This is a genomic window from Robbsia sp. KACC 23696 (genome assembly GCF_039852015.1).
Classification (GTDB): Bacteria; Pseudomonadota; Gammaproteobacteria; order Burkholderiales; family Burkholderiaceae; genus Robbsia.
In genome coordinates, this window is sequence record NZ_CP156626.1 from 2,405,778 (window position 1) to 2,427,814 (window position 22,037).

The following is a 22,037-nucleotide window of genomic DNA, read 5'->3' on the forward strand; positions in this document are numbered from 1 at the left end:
GCACTTGGTGATGCCGAGTGCTTGGCCTGGCCTGGCGCAGTCCTCGATTTGAAACCTAAAAACGAAAACCCCCGCGCGTCTTGCGACGGCGGGGGCTTCGATTACTGCTACTGCTGGCGGAGTGGACGGGACTCGAACCCGCGACCCCCGGCGTGACAGGCCGGTATTCTAACCAACTGAACTACCACTCCAAACTTTACATCAACATCACAGCGAATCGCTGTTTTCAGCGCTTCCCTACGATGGGAACGATACGGTTCCACCCGCTACCGCTCCGACGTTCTGGCGTCCCCTAGGGGATTCGAACCCCTGTACTCACCGTGAAAGGGTGATGTCCTAGGCCTCTAGACGAAGGGGACGAAACCTTCGGTTTATGCTGCTTACCACCGTCGCGTTACGTGCTCTACACAGCTACCGCTTACCGCTGCTTCAACCACCGTGACGCGTTTCGCGCATCACTTACTGCGAAAGACCCGTATTCTAAGGAAGAATTTCTTCTTCGTCAAGCTATTTCTCAACTTTTACGCATTGAACAGCTCGCAAACGCGGATTTACTGCATCCTTCCTCCATCCGATGCGTCAACACCGAAGAGAAAGAAAAAGCCCGTACAAGGAATGCTTGAACGGGCTTTCTGATTGGCGGAGTGGACGGGACTCGAACCCGCGACCCCCGGCGTGACAGGCCGGTATTCTAACCAACTGAACTACCACTCCAAACTGCTCATCATCATCGTAGCGAATCGCCGTTCAGCGCTTCCCTGCGATGGGAACGATACGGTGTCACCCGCTATCGCTCCGACGTTCTGGCGTCCCCTAGGGGATTCGAACCCCTGTACTCACCGTGAAAGGGTGATGTCCTAGGCCTCTAGACGAAGGGGACGAAACCTTCGTTCTGGTGGAGGTAAGCGGGATCGAACCGCTGACCTCTTGCATGCCATGCAAGCGCTCTCCCAGCTGAGCTATACCCCCGACAGAGAAACAAGATTATATGTAGGTTTGTCGTATTCGTCAATCAATTTCGTTCGCTTTTTTCTGCTTTCGAAACCGACCGCTTTAACGAGCGGGGGACTGGCTTGACCGCCCTGTACTCCCCTGCGTTGCGACATCGTTTGGGTTCGATGCCGCCCTACTTACGCGCTTGCCGCCCTTAGTACGACTATTTACTGCCACGTTCCTCGCTTTCGCAAAAACGCTTTACCGCTTTCGCTCCGGCGCCACATCAAGCAATGCCGTTAGCGAGGCGTGATAATACACGGTCCTTCCCAAAAAGTTCAAGCACCGCGTCGATCGACGGCGTGTGTGTCGTTCCCGCAACCAATAAACGCACGGGCATTGCCAAGACTGGCATTTTCAGCGTATGCGCGGCGAGCACCTGCTTGAACACCGGGTTGATCGCGGCGCGGTTCCAGTCCACGTTCGTCAGTGCATCGCGCAAAGCGGCAATCGCCGGCTTTACCGCTTCCGTGACATGGTGTGCCAGCTCTTCGGCGGTCGGTGCGGGTTCGCGATAGAACATCACGGCGCTGTCCGCCAGTTCCTTCAACGTCGCCGCGCGGTCCTTCATCAGCGTCACCACGCCGACCCAGTCAGGCGCGCCCGGCGCGTCGACATCGACACCCAGCGCGGCCATGAAGGGCGCGGTCAGTGCCGCCAGGCGCACCGGATCGCCGGTCTTGATGTAATGGCTGTTCAGCCATTTCAGTTTCTCCGGATCGTATTGCGCCGGCGACTTACCCAAATGGTCAAGATCGAACCACGAGACGAATTGCTCGCGCGAGAAAATTTCGGCGTCGCCATGGGCCCAGCCCAGACGCGCCAGATAGTTGAGCACCGCTTCGGGCAGGAAGCCTTCGTCGCGATACTGCGTCACCGCCATCGCACCGGCGCGCTTCGACATCTTTTCGCCCTGCTCGTTGAGCACGGTGGGCAAATGGGCATAGACCGGCGGCGTGTGTCCAAGCGCACGCAGGATATTGATCTGTCGCGGCGTGTTGTTGACGTGATCGTCGCCGCGAATCACGTGCGTGATCTGCATATCGGCGTCATCGACGACGACGCAGAAGTTATATGTCGGCGTACCGTCCGGACGCGCGATCACCAGATCGTCGAGCTCGTCGTTGGCGATCTCGATACGTCCCTTCACTGCGTCGTCCCACACCACCACGCCATCGAGCGGATTACGGAAGCGCGTGACAGGCTTGACGCCTTCGGGCGGTGTCGGCAGCACCTTGCCCGGCTCCGGGCGCCAGCGACCGTCGTAGCGCGGCTTAAGACCCTCGGCGCGCTGCTGTTCGCGCAAGGCGTCCAATTCCTCGGTGGACATATAACAGGGATAGGCCAGCCCTTGTTCCAGCATCGACGCCAGCACTTCGCGATAGCGGTCCATGCGCTGCATCTGATAGAACGGGCCTTCGTCGATGTCGAGATCGAGCCATGCCATCCCTTCCAGGATTACTTCGACGGACGCGTCGCTGGAGCGCTCGACGTCGGTATCCTCGATACGGAGGACGAACACCCCGCCCTTGCTGCGCGCAAAGGCCCAGGGATACAGCGCCGAGCGAATATTGCCGAGGTGGATGAAACCCGTCGGGCTCGGGGCGAAACGGGTCCGGACCACGGCGGAGCCGGCCGACGGCGAGGAGGAAGAGGCCGACGGGGACGACGAGGGCGACGCGGTGGATTCAGTCATGAACGGTCTGGAACGGCGTGAGGAAAAGCGAAATTATACTCCGCCGACGAGACAGTCCTTCAGGCAGTGAGGGCGCGTGCAAGCGCGTGCAAGCGCGATGAACCGTACAGGAACGCTACAATAGCCGACATCGTCGGCAAGACGGCACTTCACAGCCCACCACGCGGTACGACATGCGCGATACAGACAAACTCCTCAAGACGCCCTCCGCCTCCTCCGACACGCCTATCGATGCGTCCGGCGCCCCCAGCGCCGCCCCCCGCGATCCGCACTTTCAACCCTCGCGACGTGCCGGTCTGCGTGCCGGCGCGGCGGTGATGGCAGCGGGTCTGTCGGCCAGCCTCGCCGCCTGTGGCAGCATCGGTCTGGGCGGCAGCGGTGCCGCCAAAGCGCCGCCGCCCACAGCACCGACGGCGCCGACCGGACGCCCGCTGCGCATCGGTCTGGCCCTGGGCGGCGGCGCGGCACGGGGCTTCGCCCACATCGGCGTGATCAAGGCATTGGAAGCGCAAGGCATCCAGGCCGACCTGATCGCCGGCACCAGTGCCGGCTCGGTGGTCGGCAGCTTGTATGCCACCGGCATGACCGGGCTGCAATTGAACCGCCTTGCGCTGGATCTGGATGCGGGCTCGCTCAGCGATTGGGCACTGCCCTTCTTTGGGCGTGGCTTCCTCAAAGGCGTCGCGCTGCAGGATTTTGTCGAGAAGGCGGTAAAGGGCCGTCCGATCGAAAAGATGAGCCGCCCCTTGGGTATCGTCGCAACGGATCTTGCCAGTGGGGAACCGATCCTGTTCCAACGCGGCAATACCGGCATTGCGGTGCGCGCCTCGTGCAGCGTGCCGTCGGTGTTCGAACCGGTGCGCATCGGCGGGCGCGACTATGTCGACGGTGGTCTGGTCAGCCCGGTACCGGCCGCTTTCGCGCACAAGATGGGCGCCGATTTCGTGATCGCCGTGGATATCTCCGCGCGCCCGTCCGATCAGGCCACTTCCAGCTCATTCGATGTGCTGATGCAGACCTTCACGATCATGGGCCAATCGATCAAGGCCTACGAGTTGGACAAATACGCGAATGTCGTCATTCATCCGGAACTTCCGGCGATGGGTGGCAGCGACTTTCAACAGCGCAACCTGGCCATCCTCTCCGGCGAAGAAGCCGTGGCGCGCATGCTGCCGCAGTTGAAGGCCAAGCTGGCCACCGCACGGACCGCGTAACGCTTCGCGCATGACGTCGGGTGCGTGGCGCGCGCGGTTGACGTCACGTGCAGGATGTCAGGCGCTCTCGCCACGCAGCGCCGCTCCACGCAAAAACGCCGCCGGCCTCTTCAGGCTCGGCGGCGTTTTGCTTATCTCCGGCGCGGATCGCCGATCAATAAGCGACGCGGCTGGCTTGTTGCAGGCGCGTGGCGATATCGGTACCGCCCTCACCATCCGGCAGGTCGACACGACGGGCACCGCGATAACGCGTGAACCAGTACTTGTCGCCCATGTCGTCGACACGGATCGAACTACCGGTCGACGGCGAGTGCACGAATTGGTTGTTGCCGATGTAGATGCCGACGTGCGAAATCGTACGGCGCATCGTATTGAAGAACACCAGATCGCCCGGCTTCAGATCACTGACGGCGACCTTCTCACCCACGCGGCTCATGTCTTCCGCGCGACGCGGCAAGGTGAAGCCCAGCGCATCTTGGAAAACATAGCGGACGAAACCGCTGCAATCCAGTCCCGAATCCGGCGAATTTCCGCCCCAGCGATAATGCACGCCAATCAGATTCAAGGCCCCGTCCACCACATCGCCAGCCTTACTCGCCACGCCCGCGAGGAAGGAGGGCTTCGGCGCATCCTTCGCCGCCGACGCCAGGTCCGCACTCGACGGACCGCGAATCGCACCCTGCGTCAGACCGGCCGGCGCGCCCTGCCCCATCGCCGCGACGCCGAGATCCGGCGCTGGCTGCAAGGCCGTGGGCTGCATCGTCGGCGCCACGGCCAAGGCTGCGGCTCCCGGCGATTGCACCGTCATCCGCACACCCGACCGATCCACGCTCGAATACCCGGCTGCCGATTGCGCGTTGCTTGAATTCGTCAATTGCTGCTGCGAAAGACTCGGAAACGTACCGGCGTCATCTGCAAATGCAAGGGGGGAGGCGGCGACTGACACCGTGGCAACAAGGCCGACGGTCAATCTGAGGAGGGCGTGATTCGGAGAACGTAGCTGCATCGGACGGTAATTTTTGCCAGGGCGGTGGGCTAACAGGAAAGCTTCGACCGATACTAACAGATCAAATCGACTCGTCAAACCGTTTGGCAAAAATTGCAAAGATAAATCGGCAATGCGTAAATATGCGTCAGTAAAAACGTCGTAAAAATAACGTGTTACAGACGTATGACTGTCGAGCGTTCGGCGTCCGCCGCCCGCGCGGCGGTGCTCGGACGAGCATGTAAAAGTTGCCGCGCATACGGATGCGAGGGATGTTCCATCACCATATCGGCCGCGCCCATCTCGACGATTTCCCCCTGTTTCATCACGGCGACGCGATGCGACATGGCCGCAATGACGTCCAGATCGTGACTGATGAACAGGTAAGCAATACGGTGTTTTCCTTGCAACGCGGTCAAGAGATCGAGGACCTGACGCTGCACGGACACGTCGAGCGCGCTCGTGGGTTCGTCCAGCACCAGCACCTTCGGGGCGAGGACGAGCGCGCGCGCGATCGCGATCCGCTGGCGTTGGCCGCCGGAAAATGCGTGCGGATAGCGATGCAATACGTCGGCATCCAGACCGACCTCACGGAGCGCTTCGACAACCTTCGCACGGCGTTGTGCCGCATCGCGCGTCGGCGCATTCAGCGCCAGGCCCTCCTCGACGATCTGCGCCACGGTCTGACGAGGCGACAAGGCGCTGTAGGGGTCCTGAAACACGACCTGGAACTGCGCCCGCACCGCCCGCGCCGCGCCGCGCCTCACCGCGTGCAATCCAGCAAACGGCCTACCCTCGAACCAGACCTGCCCGGCGTTCACCCGCTGCAGGCCGAGCAAGGCCATCGCCAACGTGGACTTGCCCGAGCCGGACTCGCCGACGATCCCCAGCGTCTCCCCCTCTCTGAGATCGAGCGAGACATCGCGCACCGCCCGATGGGTCTGCCCGGGACGTCCGCCCAGCCAGACCGGCCAAGCGCCCGATTCGGCAAAGGAGACGGACAGATCCGCCGCCCGCAAGACCGTCGCGGCATCTTCCGGCATCGGCAGTACGGCACGGCGCGGCATGCTGTCGAGCAAACGCCGGGTGTACGGATGTTCCGGCGCGTCGAACACGCGCTCGACCGACCCTTGCTCGACGATCCGGCCGCGTGACATCACGGCCACCCTTTGCGCGAAACGCCGCACCAGCGGCAGATCGTGCGTGATCAGCAGCACCGCCATCGGGCGTGGCGGGGGCAGCAGCGGATCGGCATCGTTGCCGCCGCTAGCCAGCGCGGCCATCGCCTCGCGCTGCAGATCCAGCAGCAAGTCGATGATCTGGGCGCGCAACGTCATATCGAGCGCGGTGGTCGGCTCGTCGGCGATCAGCAAGCGCGGTCGGCAGGCCAGTGCCATCGCGATCACCGCGCGCTGCCGCTCGCCACCCGACAATTGATGCGGGTATTGCCGGGCGCGTCGCGCGGGATCGGACAGTCCGCACCGCGCGAGCAAGGCCACCGTTCGCCGCGCGGCCTCGCGGCCGTCGCAGCCTTCGTGCAGGCGCAATGTCTCGGCAATCTGATCGCCTACTGTATACAGCGCGTTGAGCGCCGTCATCGGCTCCTGAAACACCATCGCGATATCGGCGCCACGCACGCGGCGCATTGCGCGCTCGTCGAGCGCCGTCAGATCGCGTCCGGCAAAGTCGATCCGTCCGGCCGTACCGGCCCCCCGCAACAACTGCAATATCGCCAGCGCCGTGACGCTCTTGCCCGATCCGGACTCGCCGACCAGCGCAAAGCGTTCGCCTTCGCCGATGTCGAAGGAGATGCCGCCCACGGCCGCATCGTCTGCCGTCTTTTCCGTGCCATTAAGGGCCTTGCCTGCACTGATCGCGGCACCGCCGAAGCGAACGTGCAGATCCCGCACCGATAACAACGTTGTGTCCGGACTCATGACTGGCCCCCGGCGCGCATCAGGTCCGCGCGACGCGTATCCATCGCCCGCCGCAAGCCGTCACCGATGAAGGTCAGCAACAGCAGCGTCACCGCCAGCACGCCAAAGGTCGATGCCGAAATCCACCATGCATCAAGGTTCGCCTTGCCCTGCGCCAGCAACTCGCCCAGGCTCGGTACCGTCGACGGCACGCCGAGGCCGAGAAAATCGAGACTGGTCAGTGACAGAATCGCGCCGCTCACCTGGAAGGGCAACAGCGTGATGACCGGCGTCAGGCTGTTTGGCAGCAGGTGCCGCCAGACGATCTGCGCATGGGACAAGCCCATCGCCCGCGCCGCGCGCACATAGTCCTGCGCGCGGTTCCGCAGGAACTCGGCGCGAACGTAGTCGGACATGCCGATCCAACCGAAGGCGGACAGCAGCACGATCAACAGGCCGAGGGACGGCGCGAAGATCGAGGCGAAGATGATCAGCAAATACAACTCCGGCATCGATCCCCAGATTTCGATCAGGCGCTGCCCGATCAGGTCCGTGCGGCCGCCGAAATAGCCTTGTATCGCCCCCGCGGCAATACCCAATGTCGCACCGATGACCGTCAGCACCAGACCGAATATCACCGACACGCGAAAGCCGAACAACAAGCGCGCGAGGACGTCGCGGCCCCGGTCGTCGGTACCGAGCCAGTTGTCGCGCGAGGGCGGCGCCGGATCGGGCTGCTTCGCGAAATAGTTCAACGTATTCGCCGAATAGCGATTCGGCGCGAACACGACCCAATTGCCCGGCTGCTGCAAGCGCGCGCGAATATCCGGGTCGAGGTAATCGGCGGGCGTCGGAAAGTCGCCGCCGAAAGTGGTCTCCGCGTAGTCCTGGAACATCGGGAAATACCAATGTCCCTGATACCGCAGCAACAGCGGCCGGTCGTTCGACAATAGATTGCCGCAGAGACTGATCGCGAACAGCACGACAAAGACGATCAGGCTCCAAAATCCGAGCCGCTGCCGCTTAAAACGGCGCCAGATACCGCCCTGACCTTCGTACGCGCGGGCATCGCTGGCCGGCGTCGTCGACGCCACACGCAAGTTATTGCCGTCCTGTGCCATCAGCGCCCTACCGTATCGAAACGGATTCGCGGATCCACCCACATATAGCAAAGGTCCGAAATGAGTTTGGTTGCCAGCCCGATCAAGGTGAACAAGTAAAGCGTCCCCAATACCACCGGATAATCGCGTCGCATCACGGCGTCGTAAGACAGCAGGCCCAGGCCGTCCAACGAAAACAAGGTCTCGATCAACAGGCTTCCGGTAAAGAAGGCGCCGATGAAAGCCGCGGGAAAGCCGGTGACGAGCGGCAGCATCGCATTGCGGAAGACGTGCTTGAACAGCACGCGCCGTTGCGGCAGCCCCTTGGCCCGTGCGGTCAGCACATACTGCTTGCCGAGTTCCTCGACAAAGGCGTTTTTCGTCAGGATCGTCAAGACGGCAAAACTGCCTGCCACCGACGCGATGATCGGCATGGCGATGTGCCAGAAGTAATCGACGATTTTGCCGCCGACGCTTAGTTGCGCCCAGTCATCCGAATGCAATCCCCGCAACGGAAACCATTGCAGAAAGCTGCCGCCGCCGAACAGCACCAGGAGCAGCACGCCCAACACGAAGCCGGGGATCGCATAACCGATCAGGACGATCAGGCTCGTTATCGTGTCGAACCGCGAGCCGTCGCGCACGGCCTTCGCGATACCGAGCGGGATCGATATCAGATAGCTGATCAGAAAGGTCCAGACGCCGATGCTGATCGATACCGGCAGTCGGGAAACGATCAACGAGGCGACGCTTTGGTGATAGTAATAGCTTTGCCCGAGGTCAAAGCGTGCGAAGCGGCCGAGCATACTGAAATACCGCGTCAACGGCGGCTTGTCGAAGCCGTATAAGGCTTGCAGTTCCGCCACCTGTTGCTTGTCGATGCCGCGGTTGGCGCTATAGCCGGAAACGCCGCCCGCCGTCGCCGCCGCGCCGCCCGATGCCTCGCCATGGCCGACGCCCCGCAACTGGAACATCATCTGCTCGACCGGACCGCCCGGCACGAATTGAATCACGACGAAAGTCAGCGTGACGACGCCCAGCAAGGTGGGAATCATCAACAGCAGTCTTCTTAAAATATAGCGCCATACCATCGAGGAAACCTTCATCAGCGCCGGCGCCACGCGCCCGCATTTTTGATTGATGCGTATATGGATCCAATTATCGATCCGATTATCGATGCCACCAGGTGGAGACGACCCAATCCTCCGCAGCATAATACAGCGGCAAGGTGGACGGAAACGCGAGAGTGGTGCGGTAGGCAACCCGGTGACCGTCGGCAAACCATTGCGGAATCACGTAATACCCATGCATCAGCACCCGGTCCAGGGCGCGCGACGCATCCACCAGATCCGGGCGCGAATGCGCCGCCAATACGTCTTGAATCAAGGCATCCACGACCGGCGAGCGGATGCCGGCGAAATTGCTCGACCCCTCGATCGCGGCGGCCTTGCTGCCGAATTCGTCGAGCAATTCGCTGCCGGGGCTCTGCCCCGCCGGCATGGCGAGCGTGGTCGCATCAAAGTCGAAGTTCTGCAATCGTTGTTGATACAGGGCGAAATCGGTCGAGCGGAAATTCACCGTGATGCCGAGCTTGGCGAGGTTGCGCGCGTAGGACGCGACTACGGCACCGAGGGCGCCGCCCGAGTCGTCGAGGATCTCGAACACGAAGGGTTGCCCGGCGCGATTACGCAGCGCCCCATCGCGATAAGTCCAGCCGGCGTCGGCCAGCAATCGACGCGCGAGCAGCAGATTCTTGCGCAGCGATTGCGGCGCCGCCGTACTCGGCTGTACGACCATGGGCCCCAACACCGCTGGGTCGACGTCCTTTGGGTAACGTTGTACAAGCGGTTCGAGCAAGGCCCGTTCGCCGGCGTCGGGCAGGCCGTGCGCGGCAAGATCGCTGTTGGTGAAAAAGCTGTCGCTGCGGCGATATTGATTGTAGAAAAGCTGGCGGTTCAAGTATTGAAAATCGAGCGCCAGATCCAGCGCCTGACGCACACGGACATCCTGAAAAAGCGGGTGTCGCGTGTTCAGATAAAAGCCCTGCATCCCGGCATCGTTGCGATGCGTGAAAACGGTCTTCTCGATCTCGCCGTTGCGGAAGCGTTTGCCGATATAGTCGCGTACCCAGGCGCGCGCCCGATATTCGACGCTGACATCGTACTCGCCGGCCTTGAACGCTTCGAGCTTTGCCGTATTGTCGCCATAGAGCTTGTACACGATGCGGTCGAAGTTATACATGCCGCGCCGTACCGGCAGATTCGCGGCCCAGTATTGCGGGTTACGTTTCAGGACAATCTGCGTGCCGCCGCTATAGCTGTCGATGACATAGGGCCCGCTGCCGATCGGCTTCTGAAAATCCAATTGGTCGAACGCGATGCGTGTCCCATCCGGACGCTCGCCCCATTTCGGCGAGAACACCGGCAGACTGCCGATCAGTAGCGGCAATTCGGGATTGGCTTCTGAAAACGTGAATTCGACCGTCTGCGGATCGACGACGGTGACGCCCGTGACGGCCTGCCAGACGGTCCGGTAGTTCGGCGCCGCCGCCTTGCTCATCAGCGTGTCGAAGGAATATTTGACATCGGCCGCCCGCACCGGATCGCCATTCGAAAAGCGTGCGGCCGGGTTCAGATGGAACCGCACCGAGCGGCGATCGGGCGCAATGGCAATGTCGTCGGCAAGCAGTCCGTATGCGCTGGATGCTTCATCGCTGGCGCCGGTCGTCAACGTCTCGAATAACAGGCCCACGCCCGGCGCCGCATTGCCGCGCAGCGTAAAAGGATTGAATTTGTCGAAGTGCGTCGTTCGCGACGGATTCGACAAGGTCAAGGTGCCGCCCTTCGGCGCGTCCGGATTGACATAGTCGAAGTGCGTGAAGCCGGGCGCATAGTGCGGTTCACCATATTGGGCGATGGCCGGCGCGGCCTGGCTCGTTCGCACGATCAGGAGGAGCGCGAGCGCGACGCCCGCGCCGAACACCGACTTACGATAATACGCACCACGACACCACGACATAGCTTCTATTCCATCTTAAAAAAACGTACCGGGCGAACGTTGTCCCGCCTCCCCTGTCCGCCGTTGCGCGGCGCGACGTTTCGGCCCGCGCCGCCCTGCTTCGCACCTGACCCGGCACACATCGATCGACCACCCGCCGCCAGGGACGCGCGCAGACAGTATGAGAGAATCGCGCCGCTCGTGCCAGGCACCGCCGGTGATTTTCTGGACGGTTTTACGCGTGAGAATGTCCGCATTGCTCATGACATCTCGGCTTATCGCTCCGGCGCGCCGGCCCGGTCGAGACGACGGCTGCCAGCGGGATCGGAGGCTTTAGCGGCATCTTGAAATATGCCCAGGGGACGGCCCCGCTGCGCCGTGACGTGACGTGACGACGTAATAAATCGGCAACGAGGTGGCCTTGCTGCAGCCTGCCATGTTGTACGACGTCGTTTATCATGGACGCTTTGTTCACGTTTTTCGGCGGACAAATAGTAGAATTCCGCTACCCGGAAACCACGTCGGCATCCCCGGAAACGGCGCGCATTGCGGCATGCGGCGGCTGCAAGGGTTTTCCCTAGATTGGGCGTCAAGATGCGTATCGCCCTCGATTATTGGGATGCGACGCGTTACCATCTGAAGGGCACAGACGCGCGACCAGGACGCGACTGCCTTGGTTTCGTCTCAAATTCATGCGAGCATAGCGCGGATAACGCTGGGGATTTCCAGTCGGCGATCCTGTCCGCGCCCTGCGCCGGCACAAGCCGGCAGGATGGCCTCGGGGCTGCAAACGATTGCGTTTCAGCGTAAGGGGCGTCGCGCGCCAGAAAGACGTTCGGCGTTTTTTGCGACCATCGATCACGGCGAGATAGCCGGGTGCTCCGCAAGACCGTCGATCGATCCCATGCAGTCATAACGGGTCGGTTCGGTCGAGTAGGAGGATCATAATTGTCTGACGTCATATCTTGACGATACGAAATTTTATCCGCAGCACGTAATACGAACACCAACAGGAGATGACATGACGATCAAAGGCGAAGCGCTGATTGGCGCTACCGCGCAGCGCGGCACCGGCGCGACCTTCCAGGCGTTCAACCCGACGACGGGTGAATCCATGGAACCGACGTTCGCATCGAGCACCACCGCGGACGTCGAACGCGCCGCGGCGCTGGCGCATGCGGCATTCGATATCTATCGCGAAACATCGCCGGAGGAACGCGCCGCGTTTCTCGAACGCATCGGCGACGAGATCATGAAACTCGGCGACGAATTGATCGAGCGCGGCAGCGCCGAGAGCGGCCTGCCGACGGCGCGTCTGCAAGGCGAGCGCGGGCGCACGGTCGGTCAGTTGAAGATGTTTGCACAACTGCTGCGTCGCGGCGACTGGGTCGACGCCCGCATCGACGTGGCGCTCCCGGACCGTCAGCCGCTGCCGCGCCCCGATCTGCGTCTGCGCCGGATTCCAGTCGGTCCGGTCGCCGTCTTTGGCGCCAGCAACTTCCCGCTGGCCTTCTCCGTTGCCGGTGGCGATACCGCGTCGGCGCTCGCAGCCGGCGCACCGGTCATCGTCAAGGCCCATGCGGCGCACCCGGGTACCTCGGAGTTGGTGGGTCGGGCGATTCAGGCCGCCGTCAAGGGCGCGGGTCTTCCAGAGGGCGTGTTCTCCCTGCTCGTCGACAGCGGGTTCGAAGTGGGCGCGGCGCTGGTGGCGAATCCGGCCATCGCGGCCGTTGGTTTCACCGGCTCCCGCCGTGGTGGCCTGGCATTGGTGAAGATCGCCCAAGAGCGCAAGGTGCCGATCCCGGTCTATGCTGAAATGAGTAGCATCAATCCGGTGTATCTGCTGCCGGCAGCGCTCGCCGCACGCGGCCAGAAATTGGCGGAAGGATTTGTCGATTCGCTGGTGCTGGGCACCGGGCAGTTCTGTACGAACCCCGGCGTCGTGCTCGCGCTGGCAGGCAAGGACTTCGAGGCATTCGTCGGCGCCGCCGCTCAGGCACTGACCGCCAAGCCGGCCGGCGTGATGTTGACGCAAGGCATCCAATCCGCGTATCAGAACGGCATCTCGCGCCTCCAATCGCGTAAGGATGCGCGCGCCGTCGCGCAAGGCCAGGCCGGCAGCGGCTGCCGCGCGCAACCGCAGCTGTTCCGTACCACCGCGGCAGAATTGCTGAGCGACGATGCGCTGGCCGAAGAAATCTTCGGGCCGGCATCGCTGCTGGTCGAATGCCAGGATCTGGCCGAGTTGCATGCGCTGACCGAGCGCCTCGAAGGCCAACTGACGGCCACGCTGCAAATGGACGAAGGCGACTACGATATCGCGCGCAGCCTGCTGCCAGCGCTGGAGCGCAAAGTCGGCCGTATCCTCGCGAACGGCTGGCCGACCGGCGTCGAAGTGGCCGATGCAATGGTTCACGGCGGCCCTTTCCCGTCGACGTCCGACGGCCGCTCGACCTCGGTCGGAACCGCCGCCATCGAACGCTTCCTGCGTCCGGTGTCGTACCAATCGCTGCCGGACGCGCTGCTGCCGGCCGCCCTGCAGGCTGGCAATCCGTGGAAGTTGCCGCGTCTCGCCGACGGCAAGCACCGCGTCGATTGAGGCACGAAACGTCGTCGCCGGATGTCGTCGTGACACCCCGTAACGGTGACATCGCCGCCCGGTAGTTTCGGGCAAACGCGTTTTTTTTTCCCTGCGCTCGAGACGACGTCGCAGATCGTTTCCTCCGCAAAAAGGCTATCCGGCATCCGTCGGATAGCCTTTTTGCCGTCAGGCATACTGACTTTCCCGAGTTATGCAGCGCTGGGCATGTGTCTTGCGACATACGCGTGATGCGCCGCGCCCGCGACGCAGCCTCGCGGAGCGAATCATGTCTTCATCATCGGCCGGTGCGGCCCCCTCTTCCCCCCTCCCCGCGTCGCTGACGTTGAAAACCTCCGCTACGCTACGCCCTTCCTGCGGCGTGCCGGATTCGGCGCTCGCGCGGACCCATCGTGCTCCGATCGCCGGCAATACCGCGTCGGTCGTCCGGCCCACGAGCGCGCGTTCTCCCGCCGTCGGTACTCGGGTGGCGCTGAAATCGGAATGGCAGACCCGTTCCGTGCGCATTCATGCCTTCGGCGGTCCGGAAGCGCTTCGCGTCGATACCGTCGCCCTACCCGCCTTGCAAATGGGTGAGCTGTTGGTGCGCGTGGAAGCGGCCGGTATCAATCCCCTTGATTTCAAGATCCGCGACGGCCATTCGGATCTGGTCGACGTCGCGCAGTTGCCGTTCGCGCTGGGCCGGGATTTCGCCGGCGTCGTTGAAGCGGTCAATGGCGAAGGCACTGGCTTCGCCGTCGGCGACGCGGTCTTCGGCATGCTCGGCATCGACCGTGGCACGTATGCGGAACGGGTGATCGTGAAGCTGGGCGAAGTCTGCGTGCGCCCGCGGTGCCTCGATGCCGCGCAGGCAGCGGCCGTTCCCGTCGCCGCCTTGACGGCATGGCAAGGCCTGTTCACGCAAGGACGCTTGCAAGCCGGCCAGACGGTGCTGATCCACGGCGCGGCAGGCGGTGTCGGTCACTTCGCAATCCAGTTCGCGCGGGCGCACGGCGCCTTCGTCATCGCCACGGAACAAAGTACGCAAGGCATCGCGTTCGCCCGGGAAATGGGCGCCGACGTCGTGATCGACATGCGCGCGGAGATTTTCGAGATCGCGGTGCCGGCGGCGCTCGCTGAACGTGCACGGGCTGGCACGGTGGCGCAAGGGGAATCGACCACTCCGACGATTAGCACATCGACCTCAGCCAGCGGCGTCGATGTCGTGTTCGACCTGATCGGCGGCGAAACTCAGCATCGTTCGTGGGACGTGCTGCGTGACGGCGGTGCGTTGATCTCGACCATCAGCGAGCCGTGCGAATACGAAGCGCGGCTACGCACCGTACGCGCGCGGCACTTCGTCGCCCATCCCAGCGCGGCGCAATTACGCGAGATCGCCACCTTGATCGACAACGGCCAGGTGAAGGTGGTGGTACAGGAGACCTATGGCTTCATGCAGGCGGCCGATGCGCTGGAACGGCTGCAAGCGGGCGCCGTATTGGGCAAGCTGGTTCTGACTACCGATGACAAGGGCCGCAACGCACGCGATCCGCGATCGGTCGGGAAGGCCGCCGAGCGCAGTGCAAAAACCCCGCGCGGAATCGCTTCGCGCGCTGCTACCCAAACGACGTAGCCCGCGGCGGGTACAAAACCGGCTTGCGCCCGCGCTCGGCCGAAGGAGCCCGACAGGTGCGAGCGAACGATTAGCGATCGATCTGCGCCACCAGCGGCAAATGGTCGGACGCCGCCCGCGCCAATGCGGTCCGATGGACGGCCACGCGTACCAGCCGCTCGCGCGGACGTACCCATACGCGGTCCAATGCGAATACCGGAAAACGGGAGGGAAACGTCCTCGGCGCATGCGTGCGCTGAAAATGGCTGGTCAGCCAGCGCAACGTGCGGCCCCAGAGGAACCACTCGTTCAGATCTCCCGTCAGGACGATCGGCATATCGCGCGTATCGAACGTCGCGAGCAGTCGCCTGACCTGTGCACGCCTTTCGGCGGCGCGGAGCCCCAGATGCGTGGCAATGAATCGAATACGATGACCATTGCAATCGATGTCCGCGTCAACCGCGCCGCGCGGCTCCCGGGCCCCAAAGGAAAGATCGATCGCACGCGTTTCGATGATCGGATAGCGACTCAAGACGGCATTGCCGAAACGACGCTCCTCGGTATCGATCGTCACGCCCTCCACGTAATGAAAACCAGTGGCTTTGACGAGCGATTGCAGGACATCGGGCAACACATGCCCCCCCATCGGCACTTCCTGGAGCGCAATGACGTCGGCATCGATCTCGGCCAGCACGCCCGCAATGCGATCGGGGCGACGGCGACCGTCGGCACCAACTGCCCCGTGAATATTGTACGAGGCGATACGCAGTGGCCAAGGCGAGCCCTGTGCTTCGCGGACATGCGCGCGCTCGCGCGCGTCGCCTTCCAGCAAGGCGCTGGCGTCGCGGGTGACATCGATGGTTTCCACGAGATTGCTTGTGCTATCGATGGTACGTTCCCCGAATGATCTAACGGCGCCATGCCGTGTAGCGTTCAAGATGCCGACGACGGGGTGTGCTTTGCCGCACGCACCGATGCCGCTCCCGCCGCGCCCCGGCGTGGCGCATTGTTGGAATCGACCGTCTCTTTATCCTGGCGCTCGCGCTTTCGATGTACTTCCCGTTTGCGGAAGAAGCGTTGCAGGGCAATCGACAAGCCAACCAGGGCAATGCCGATCGCCGCCAATGCGGCAAAGGACCCCATCGTCGGGTGCCGCAAGGTCTGCACCAATTGATGGGCGAACGAGACGGTCACGATGATACCCGGGCCCATGCCGATCAAGGTCCCGAGCAGGTAATCCCGCAAACCGATCTGCGACGCGCCGGCAATAACATTGACCACGGTGAATGGCGCCACCGGCAGAATCCGCAAAATGACCATCGCCACCAGACCGCGTTCCGCCAGGCGCTCCGAGAGTCCGTTGATGCGCGGTCCGGCAAGGCGGCGAACCGTCTCTCGCCCCAGCCAGCGTCCCAGTAAGTAAGTCACCGTTGCACTGGCCGCCGTGCCGATCAACGCATACGCGCCCCCCTGCACCGCGCCGAACACCAGGCCCGTGGCCGCGATCATCAACGTGATCGGCACCGACACGAGGCCACCGAGCACATAGGCCGCCAGAATCACCAGCGGGCTGAACGGCATGCGGGCAAGCGTCTCCGTCAACTGCGTCAGCATATTGATGCTCATGTACTGCTTCAATGGCGTCCATTGCCATAAAACGGCCGCACCGGCCAGCAATAGCGCGAGCAATCCGAGCCAGGCATAGCGTCCCGACAGACCACGGCGCTTTTCCGCCGGGACGAATTGCGTCACCAGCGCCTCGGGCGCGATCGGCGTTTCCGGATCGATGATCGCTTCGCTCGGCACCAGATTATCGAGATCCGGCGTTACCACCGGATCGTGTGGGGCCAATGTACGCTCGCCATGGCCAAGCGCATCGATGGCCTGCAGCACGGAGCCGGTGCGCGCAATCTCTTCGCCGACGCGATCCGGCGCCTGTCCGAGATGTTCGCCAAGCAGGCGATTTCGCATCGCCGGAATGGCCGGCCCTTCAAGCGCGATATTGCATTCGGTGTCGAGGACCATCGAGCGATTATTCAGATTTGCGGATCCAACGAACAGCAAGTCATCGTCGACAAACATCACTTTGCTGTGCACGTTGACGCAATCCTCACCCAAGCCTGGCACCTGGGGGCAGAACATGCGGTAGCGCTGCGCATCGGCCACCCCGCGCAGGTCGCGATGCAAACGCGCACGCAGGACGCCCATCGTCGCTTCCTGCAACCAGCCGCCCTCGACACGCCGCGAGATGATCGCGACTTCCGGCCCCTGCGGATCCTGCAAGCGCTCGCGCAGGACTTCGCCCACGATGCCGGACGTAAAATACTGGTTCTCGCATAACACATGGCGCTTGGCGCGTCGGATCATGTCCAGATACATCTGGCGAATTTCCTGCACTGCCGGGCGGCCGCCATATTCGGGCTCGGTACGGCAAATGGCGAGCGAGACATCCTCGACATCGGGCGCTACCGACGCGGGCCAGGGATCGTGTTGCGCGGCGCGCATTTGCGCGCTCAGCACCGCCACGCGCCGGCCATTGGCGCGAAGCCAGCGCTCGCGTACCAGCTCGCCGATGGCCGCCGCCGCCGCGCCATCGAACATGACCTGGATATCGTGGAAGGGTCCGTACGGCTCGCCGTTCGGATCGCGTCGCAAAGGTTGCTTTGGCGCGTGCGCCTGCGTGTCCCAACGCGAACGCGTCAGATCCAAGCCGCCGACGAATGCCACGCGATCGTCGATCAGCGCGATTTTTTGATGATGCGAACCACCGATCGGATGCCGTCCATCCTGCAGAAAAGCGAACCGTCGGTGCGCGCGCCAGCCCATCTTGAAAACCGGCAACCATTCGCGCTCGAAGGCGTAGAGCATGGCGAAATCCCAGCTCAACACATACACGCGCAGTCCGGGGCGCTTCGCCACGATGGCGTGCAAAAACTCCGCGAGCGGATCCGGGAAACCGTCATTGGCGCCGCCCGGGACCAATTTCATCCGGCTGTCGAGGTCCCATCCTAAAATGAATACGGTCTGCCGCGCGTTCCGGATCGCTTCCCGCAGTGCGGTGAAATATTCCTCGCCATCGATCAACATCCGAAACCGATGCGCCTGCTCCACACGCCAGCAGTTCTCACCGGGGCGAAAGAGCCGTTCTGCCACCTCAGGCGGGGACGTGACGGTGTCTGCGGTAGGAGCGTCGACAGAGGACAAAATAGGATTTCCGGCAAGGCGTTCGGGCTGGGATTGTCAGGACCGAGCCATGAAAATAGGGACTGCGTGCGGGATGATGTCGCGCATCCACGCGGGCAATGCTATCGAACCACTAAGCAAAACGTGTTCCACGGCTAGTGTGTCTTTCGCCCTGCTTTGCCGGCTGCCTGTTCGCGCGGACCTGGCCGTTGCGCGCGTCTCCGCATCGTTTGACCGTGCGACGGCCCAGTACGACGTAAAATGCCGGAAACTGTGCCATTTCCGGCACACCGCGGCAAAAATTTTTTCGTTACTTTCAAATAGGTAGTCACTTACATGCGCATCACCACCTGGAACGTCAATTCGCTGAAGGTACGACTGGGGCATGTACTCGAATGGCTGGCAGCAAATCCTGTCGATGCATTGTGTCTGCAGGAACTGAAACTGACAGACGACAAGTTCCCGGTCGCCGAGATCGCCGCGGCCGGTTATCGCAGCTTTTTCATCGGTCAGAAGACGTATAACGGGGTAGCGATCCTGGTCCGCGACGGGCTCGAGATCGACGAAGTCGACATCACGCGCAATATCCCCGGCTTCGACGACCCGCAGCAGCGACTGATCGCCGTGACGGTGTCGGGTGTCCGCGTGATCTCGGCGTATTTCCCGAATGGCCAGGCGCCAGGGACCGAGAAGTTCGCCTACAAGCTCGAATGGTTGGCCGCTTTGGAGAAGTGGATCGCTGCCGAACTGACGCGCCATCCGCGCCTCGCGCTGACCGGCGATTTCAATATCGCGCCCGACGATCGGGACGTCCACGATCCGGCAAAATGGGTCGGCCAGAATCTGGTGTCGCCGGAAGAGCGCGGGGCCTTCATGCGCCTGATCGACTTGGGCCTGAGCGACAGCTTCCGCCAGTTCGATCAGGCGGAGAAATCGTTCAGTTGGTGGGATTACCGGATGTTCGCATTTCGCCGAAATGCCGGATTGCGGATCGATCACGTGCTGCTGAGCGAGCCGCTGGCAAAAGCGTGTACGGCCTGCGAGATCGACAAGACGCCTCGTGCGCTGGAGCAGCCGTCCGACCACACGCCCGTGACGGCGACGTTCGATATCTGAGCGGTCCCGCAGCCCGCTAGCGTAGAGGCTCGCCTTCGCCTTCGCCTTCGCTGCAAGCATCGTTGCTTTCGTCGGCTTAGTCGGCTTAGTCGGCTTAGTCGGCTTCATCAGCTTCATCGTGCTTCGTCGCGTCGCCGTATCGGAAGCGTACCTCTCGGAACGTGACGATCGCGGTATCGTCGCGCGCCATCGACGTGCCGCCAGTCCTGGCGGTGTCGAAAGCCACCCGCAAGCGCTGGCAAGGACGCATCGCGTAGACAATGCCTAGTACATCACCCCCAGTGGAAAATCAGCGTCGACAAACCCTGGCTGATTTGGACCAGACAGCCGAAAAAGACGACCAAGGTGCCCGCCGTCACCGGTCCTCCCGTGATGTCGTTGGAAGCGCGTCCGGCGGAAAAACCATTGATCACAAAGATAAAAGCGGGGAAAAGGCAGGCGCCGGCGAAAGTCGACGCAAGCAGCAGCCGCCAAGCGCCGCGCATCCTCACACGGCGCGCTTCACGCAAGAAGCGACCATACCGCTCACGCCAGGTCGCCAGCAGCGGCGCCTGCATGTGAAACATCCGCAAGTCCTTGGCGAAAGCCGGCTGCGTGAGAATCCGATCCAGCAGACGTATGGCATTGAACATCCCGGTATTGCGTTCGCATACGCCCCAGCTCGCCTGCCCGGTGCGCACACGAACAACCAATACCGGCACCATGCCGGCCATCAGCAATAACGGTATCCACCACGCTATCCGACCGGCCAATATGATCGGCGGTACACCGGATGGACCGAATCTGCTGCGCGAAAGGCATCGACGCGCACGGACCGCCGCGCCCCGGAACATTAACGGAACAAGGCACGCGCCGCTCGCGGCCAACGCACAACTCTGTAAGCACTACGATATAAAATGAAGGTGCGAATATCCGGATATTGACTTGGTTTGAGGGTATGACCGCTCGTCTGACGCCCCAAAAGGAAAGCGGGACAGCGCCGCCCCAAAAGGGTCGTGCTGTCCCGTTCTACTGGCGCGCCCCGCTCAGGGCACACCGGCGACAATGTGCGGCGAGCGAATGCTCACGCCTCCAGATCAAGCTCCTGTATCTTCCGCGTAATCGTATTGCGGCCGATACCCAGACGCTCGGCGGCCTCGACTTTCCGTCCGCGCGTGAAATCCAGCGCCTCTTTGATCACGGCAGCTTCGAAGCGACGCGTCACCTGATCCATTACGTCCGGCGCGCTGCTGCGTAGCAATCGTGCGACCTCGCTACGCAAGCTACTTTCCCAGCTTTCGCTACGCTCGGCCACGCCGCCTGCAGCGGCGCCATCGCTCGCAACACCGCCAGACGCGCCTACCGCAGCGCCGGCAGGCACATTGGGCGACAGACTATCCGACACGTCCGCATCGCCGCCCGCGTCGGACAAGGACACCGGCGCACCCGAGCCGCTACTCAGCGCGCTATTGCCTTCACCGAGACTCGCACCGAGGGTGCCGGTCGATCCGGTGGAGCGCATCTCCGCCGGCAAATCCTTGACTTCGATCGTCTGTGCCGGCGCCATCACCGTCAGCCAGTTACACAGATTCTCCAACTGCCGCACGTTACCGGGGAACGGCAGCGACGACAGATAGGCCAGCGCATCGTCAGTAACCCGCTTCGGTTCGACGCCCAGATCGCGGGCGCTCTTCAGCAGAAAGTGCTTGGTCAGCAGCGCGATATCGTCGGAGCGCTCGCGCAACGGCGGCAGACGCAGCCGGATGACATTGAGCCGATGGTACAAGTCCTCGCGGAACATACCCTGACGGACGCGCGTTTCCAGATTCTGGTGAGTCGCGGCAATCACGCGTACATTGGCGCGCAGCGGGTTGTGGCCGCCCACACGATAGAACTGCCCATCGGATAACACGCGCAACAAGCGGGTCTGCAGATCGAACGGCATATCGCCGATTTCATCGAGAAACAACGTGCCGTTCTCGGCTTGCTCGAAGCGGCCCTGCCGCATCGCTTGCGCACCGGTGAAGGCGCCACGCTCATGCCCGAACAGCTCGGATTCCAGCAGATCCTTCGGAATCGCAGCGGTATTCAGTGCGATGAAGGGCCCGTTGGCCCGCGGGCTGTGCCGATGCAAGGCGCGTGCGACAAGCTCTTTACCGGTACCGGACTCGCCGGTGATCAGTACCGTCGCGCTCGAGTTGGAAAGCCGGCCGATCGCGCGAAACATGTCCTGCATCGCGCTGGCCTGCCCGAGCATCTCGGGCGCTTCCGTCGGCCGGTCGTCGTCGTGGTGCTCCCCGCGCTGGCTTTCCTCCACCGCGCGGCGAATCAGTTCCACCGCACGATCGATATCGAAGGGCTTGGCCAGGTATTCGAATGCCCCGCCTTGAAACGCGGCGACGGCACTGTCCAGATCGGAAAATGCCGTCATGATGATGACGGGCAGCCCGGGCACGCGTTCACGCACCCGTTGCAGCAGGTCGAGACCCGAGCCCCCCGGCATCCGGATATCGGATACGAGGACCTGGGGCCGATCGCTCTCTAGCGCAATGGTCGCATCGCGCACATTGCTGAAGCTACGCGTGGGAAAGTTCTCCCGCGCCAGGGCTTTTTCGAGAACCCATCGGATCGATTGATCGTCGTCTACTATCCAGATCGGTTTCATGGT

Annotated in this window: 14 protein-coding genes and 5 tRNA genes; 4 read left to right on the forward strand and 15 right to left on the reverse strand. The window is 62.6% G+C overall.

Going from position 1 to position 22,037, the window contains the following annotated elements; genetic code table 11:
- Window positions 1-114: 114 nt before the first annotated feature.
- The 6 genes from ABEG21_RS10075 to gltX form a co-directional block, all read right to left on the reverse strand.
- A tRNA-Asp gene (locus ABEG21_RS10075) sits at window positions 115-191 on the reverse strand.
- A gap of 92 nt (window positions 192-283) precedes the next feature.
- A tRNA-Glu gene (locus tag ABEG21_RS10080) sits at window positions 284-359 on the reverse strand.
- A gap of 278 nt (window positions 360-637) precedes the next feature.
- A tRNA-Asp gene (locus ABEG21_RS10085) sits at window positions 638-714 on the reverse strand.
- A gap of 90 nt (window positions 715-804) precedes the next feature.
- A tRNA-Glu gene (locus tag ABEG21_RS10090) sits at window positions 805-880 on the reverse strand.
- 13 nt (window positions 881-893) lie between these two features.
- Window positions 894-969: transfer RNA gene (locus tag ABEG21_RS10095), tRNA-Ala, on the reverse strand.
- A 250-nt stretch (window positions 970-1,219) separates the two neighbouring features.
- Window positions 1,220-2,689 carry a glutamate--tRNA ligase gene (gene gltX / locus ABEG21_RS10100; RefSeq protein ID WP_347554501.1) on the reverse strand — a complete coding sequence of 490 codons (1,470 nt, stop codon included), beginning with the start codon at window positions 2,687-2,689 and terminating at the stop codon, window positions 1,220-1,222.
- A 173-nt stretch (window positions 2,690-2,862) separates the two neighbouring features.
- On the opposite strand from gltX, the gene ABEG21_RS10105 reads away from it, so the two are divergent.
- On the forward strand, window positions 2,863-3,903 hold the full coding sequence (locus ABEG21_RS10105; protein WP_347554502.1) for a patatin-like phospholipase family protein: 1,041 nt from the start codon (window positions 2,863-2,865) through the stop codon (window positions 3,901-3,903).
- Window positions 3,904-4,057: 154 nt separating this feature from the next.
- Here ABEG21_RS10105 and ABEG21_RS10110 read toward each other — a convergent pair whose 3' ends face one another.
- From ABEG21_RS10110 to ABEG21_RS10130, 5 genes are all read right to left on the reverse strand, one after another.
- The gene (locus ABEG21_RS10110) at window positions 4,058-4,711 is read right to left on the reverse strand and encodes a C40 family peptidase (RefSeq protein WP_347556720.1); all 654 of its coding nucleotides are present in this window, start codon (window positions 4,709-4,711) and stop codon (window positions 4,058-4,060) included.
- Window positions 4,712-5,064: 353 nt separating this feature from the next.
- Entirely contained in the window at window positions 5,065-6,825 is a 1,761-nt protein-coding gene (locus tag ABEG21_RS10115) for a dipeptide ABC transporter ATP-binding protein (protein ID WP_347554503.1), read from the reverse strand.
- Complete coding sequence (locus tag ABEG21_RS10120) at window positions 6,822-7,925, reverse strand: ABC transporter permease (RefSeq protein WP_347554504.1); 1,104 nt, start codon at window positions 7,923-7,925, stop codon at window positions 6,822-6,824. Before ABEG21_RS10120 ends, ABEG21_RS10115 begins: the two co-directional genes overlap by 4 nt.
- Window positions 7,925-9,010 carry an ABC transporter permease subunit gene (locus ABEG21_RS10125; protein WP_347554505.1) on the reverse strand — a complete coding sequence of 362 codons (1,086 nt, stop codon included), beginning with the start codon at window positions 9,008-9,010 and terminating at the stop codon, window positions 7,925-7,927. Before ABEG21_RS10125 ends, ABEG21_RS10120 begins: the two co-directional genes overlap by 1 nt.
- Window positions 9,011-9,074: 64 nt before the next feature.
- The gene (locus ABEG21_RS10130) at window positions 9,075-10,922 is read right to left on the reverse strand and encodes an extracellular solute-binding protein (RefSeq protein ID WP_347554506.1); all 1,848 of its coding nucleotides are present in this window, start codon (window positions 10,920-10,922) and stop codon (window positions 9,075-9,077) included.
- Window positions 10,923-11,922: 1,000 nt separating this feature from the next.
- Between ABEG21_RS10130 and ABEG21_RS10135 the strand changes: the two genes are divergently transcribed.
- Both ABEG21_RS10135 and ABEG21_RS10140 read left to right on the forward strand, forming a co-directional pair.
- The gene (locus ABEG21_RS10135; RefSeq protein ID WP_347554507.1) at window positions 11,923-13,500 is read left to right on the forward strand and encodes an aldehyde dehydrogenase (NADP(+)); all 1,578 of its coding nucleotides are present in this window, start codon (window positions 11,923-11,925) and stop codon (window positions 13,498-13,500) included.
- 268 nt (window positions 13,501-13,768) lie between these two features.
- Window positions 13,769-15,112 carry an NADP-dependent oxidoreductase gene (locus tag ABEG21_RS10140; RefSeq protein ID WP_347554508.1) on the forward strand — a complete coding sequence of 448 codons (1,344 nt, stop codon included), beginning with the start codon at window positions 13,769-13,771 and terminating at the stop codon, window positions 15,110-15,112.
- 70 nt (window positions 15,113-15,182) lie between these two features.
- Here the strand turns inward: ABEG21_RS10140 and ABEG21_RS10145 are convergent, their stop codons facing one another.
- Window positions 15,183-15,920: an endonuclease/exonuclease/phosphatase family protein gene (locus tag ABEG21_RS10145; protein ID WP_347556721.1), complete on the reverse strand. Its 738-nt coding sequence runs from the start codon at window positions 15,918-15,920 to the stop codon at window positions 15,183-15,185.
- A 104-nt stretch (window positions 15,921-16,024) separates the two neighbouring features.
- Window positions 16,025-18,295, reverse strand: coding sequence for a VTT domain-containing protein (locus tag ABEG21_RS10150; RefSeq protein WP_347554509.1), 2,271 nt, complete (start codon window positions 18,293-18,295; stop codon window positions 16,025-16,027).
- Between the two features lie 315 nt (window positions 18,296-18,610).
- Between ABEG21_RS10150 and xth the strand changes: the two genes are divergently transcribed.
- Window positions 18,611-19,390 carry an exodeoxyribonuclease III gene (gene xth, locus ABEG21_RS10155; protein WP_347554510.1) on the forward strand — a complete coding sequence of 260 codons (780 nt, stop codon included), beginning with the start codon at window positions 18,611-18,613 and terminating at the stop codon, window positions 19,388-19,390.
- Window positions 19,391-19,662: 272 nt separating this feature from the next.
- On the opposite strand, the gene ABEG21_RS10160 is transcribed toward xth, so the two are convergent.
- Complete coding sequence (locus tag ABEG21_RS10160) at window positions 19,663-20,142, reverse strand: hypothetical protein (protein ID WP_347554511.1); 480 nt, start codon at window positions 20,140-20,142, stop codon at window positions 19,663-19,665.
- A 311-nt stretch (window positions 20,143-20,453) separates the two neighbouring features.
- The gene (gene ntrC / locus ABEG21_RS10165) at window positions 20,454-22,034 is read right to left on the reverse strand and encodes a nitrogen regulation protein NR(I) (RefSeq protein WP_347554512.1); all 1,581 of its coding nucleotides are present in this window, start codon (window positions 22,032-22,034) and stop codon (window positions 20,454-20,456) included.
- Window positions 22,035-22,037 lie beyond the last annotated feature (3 nt).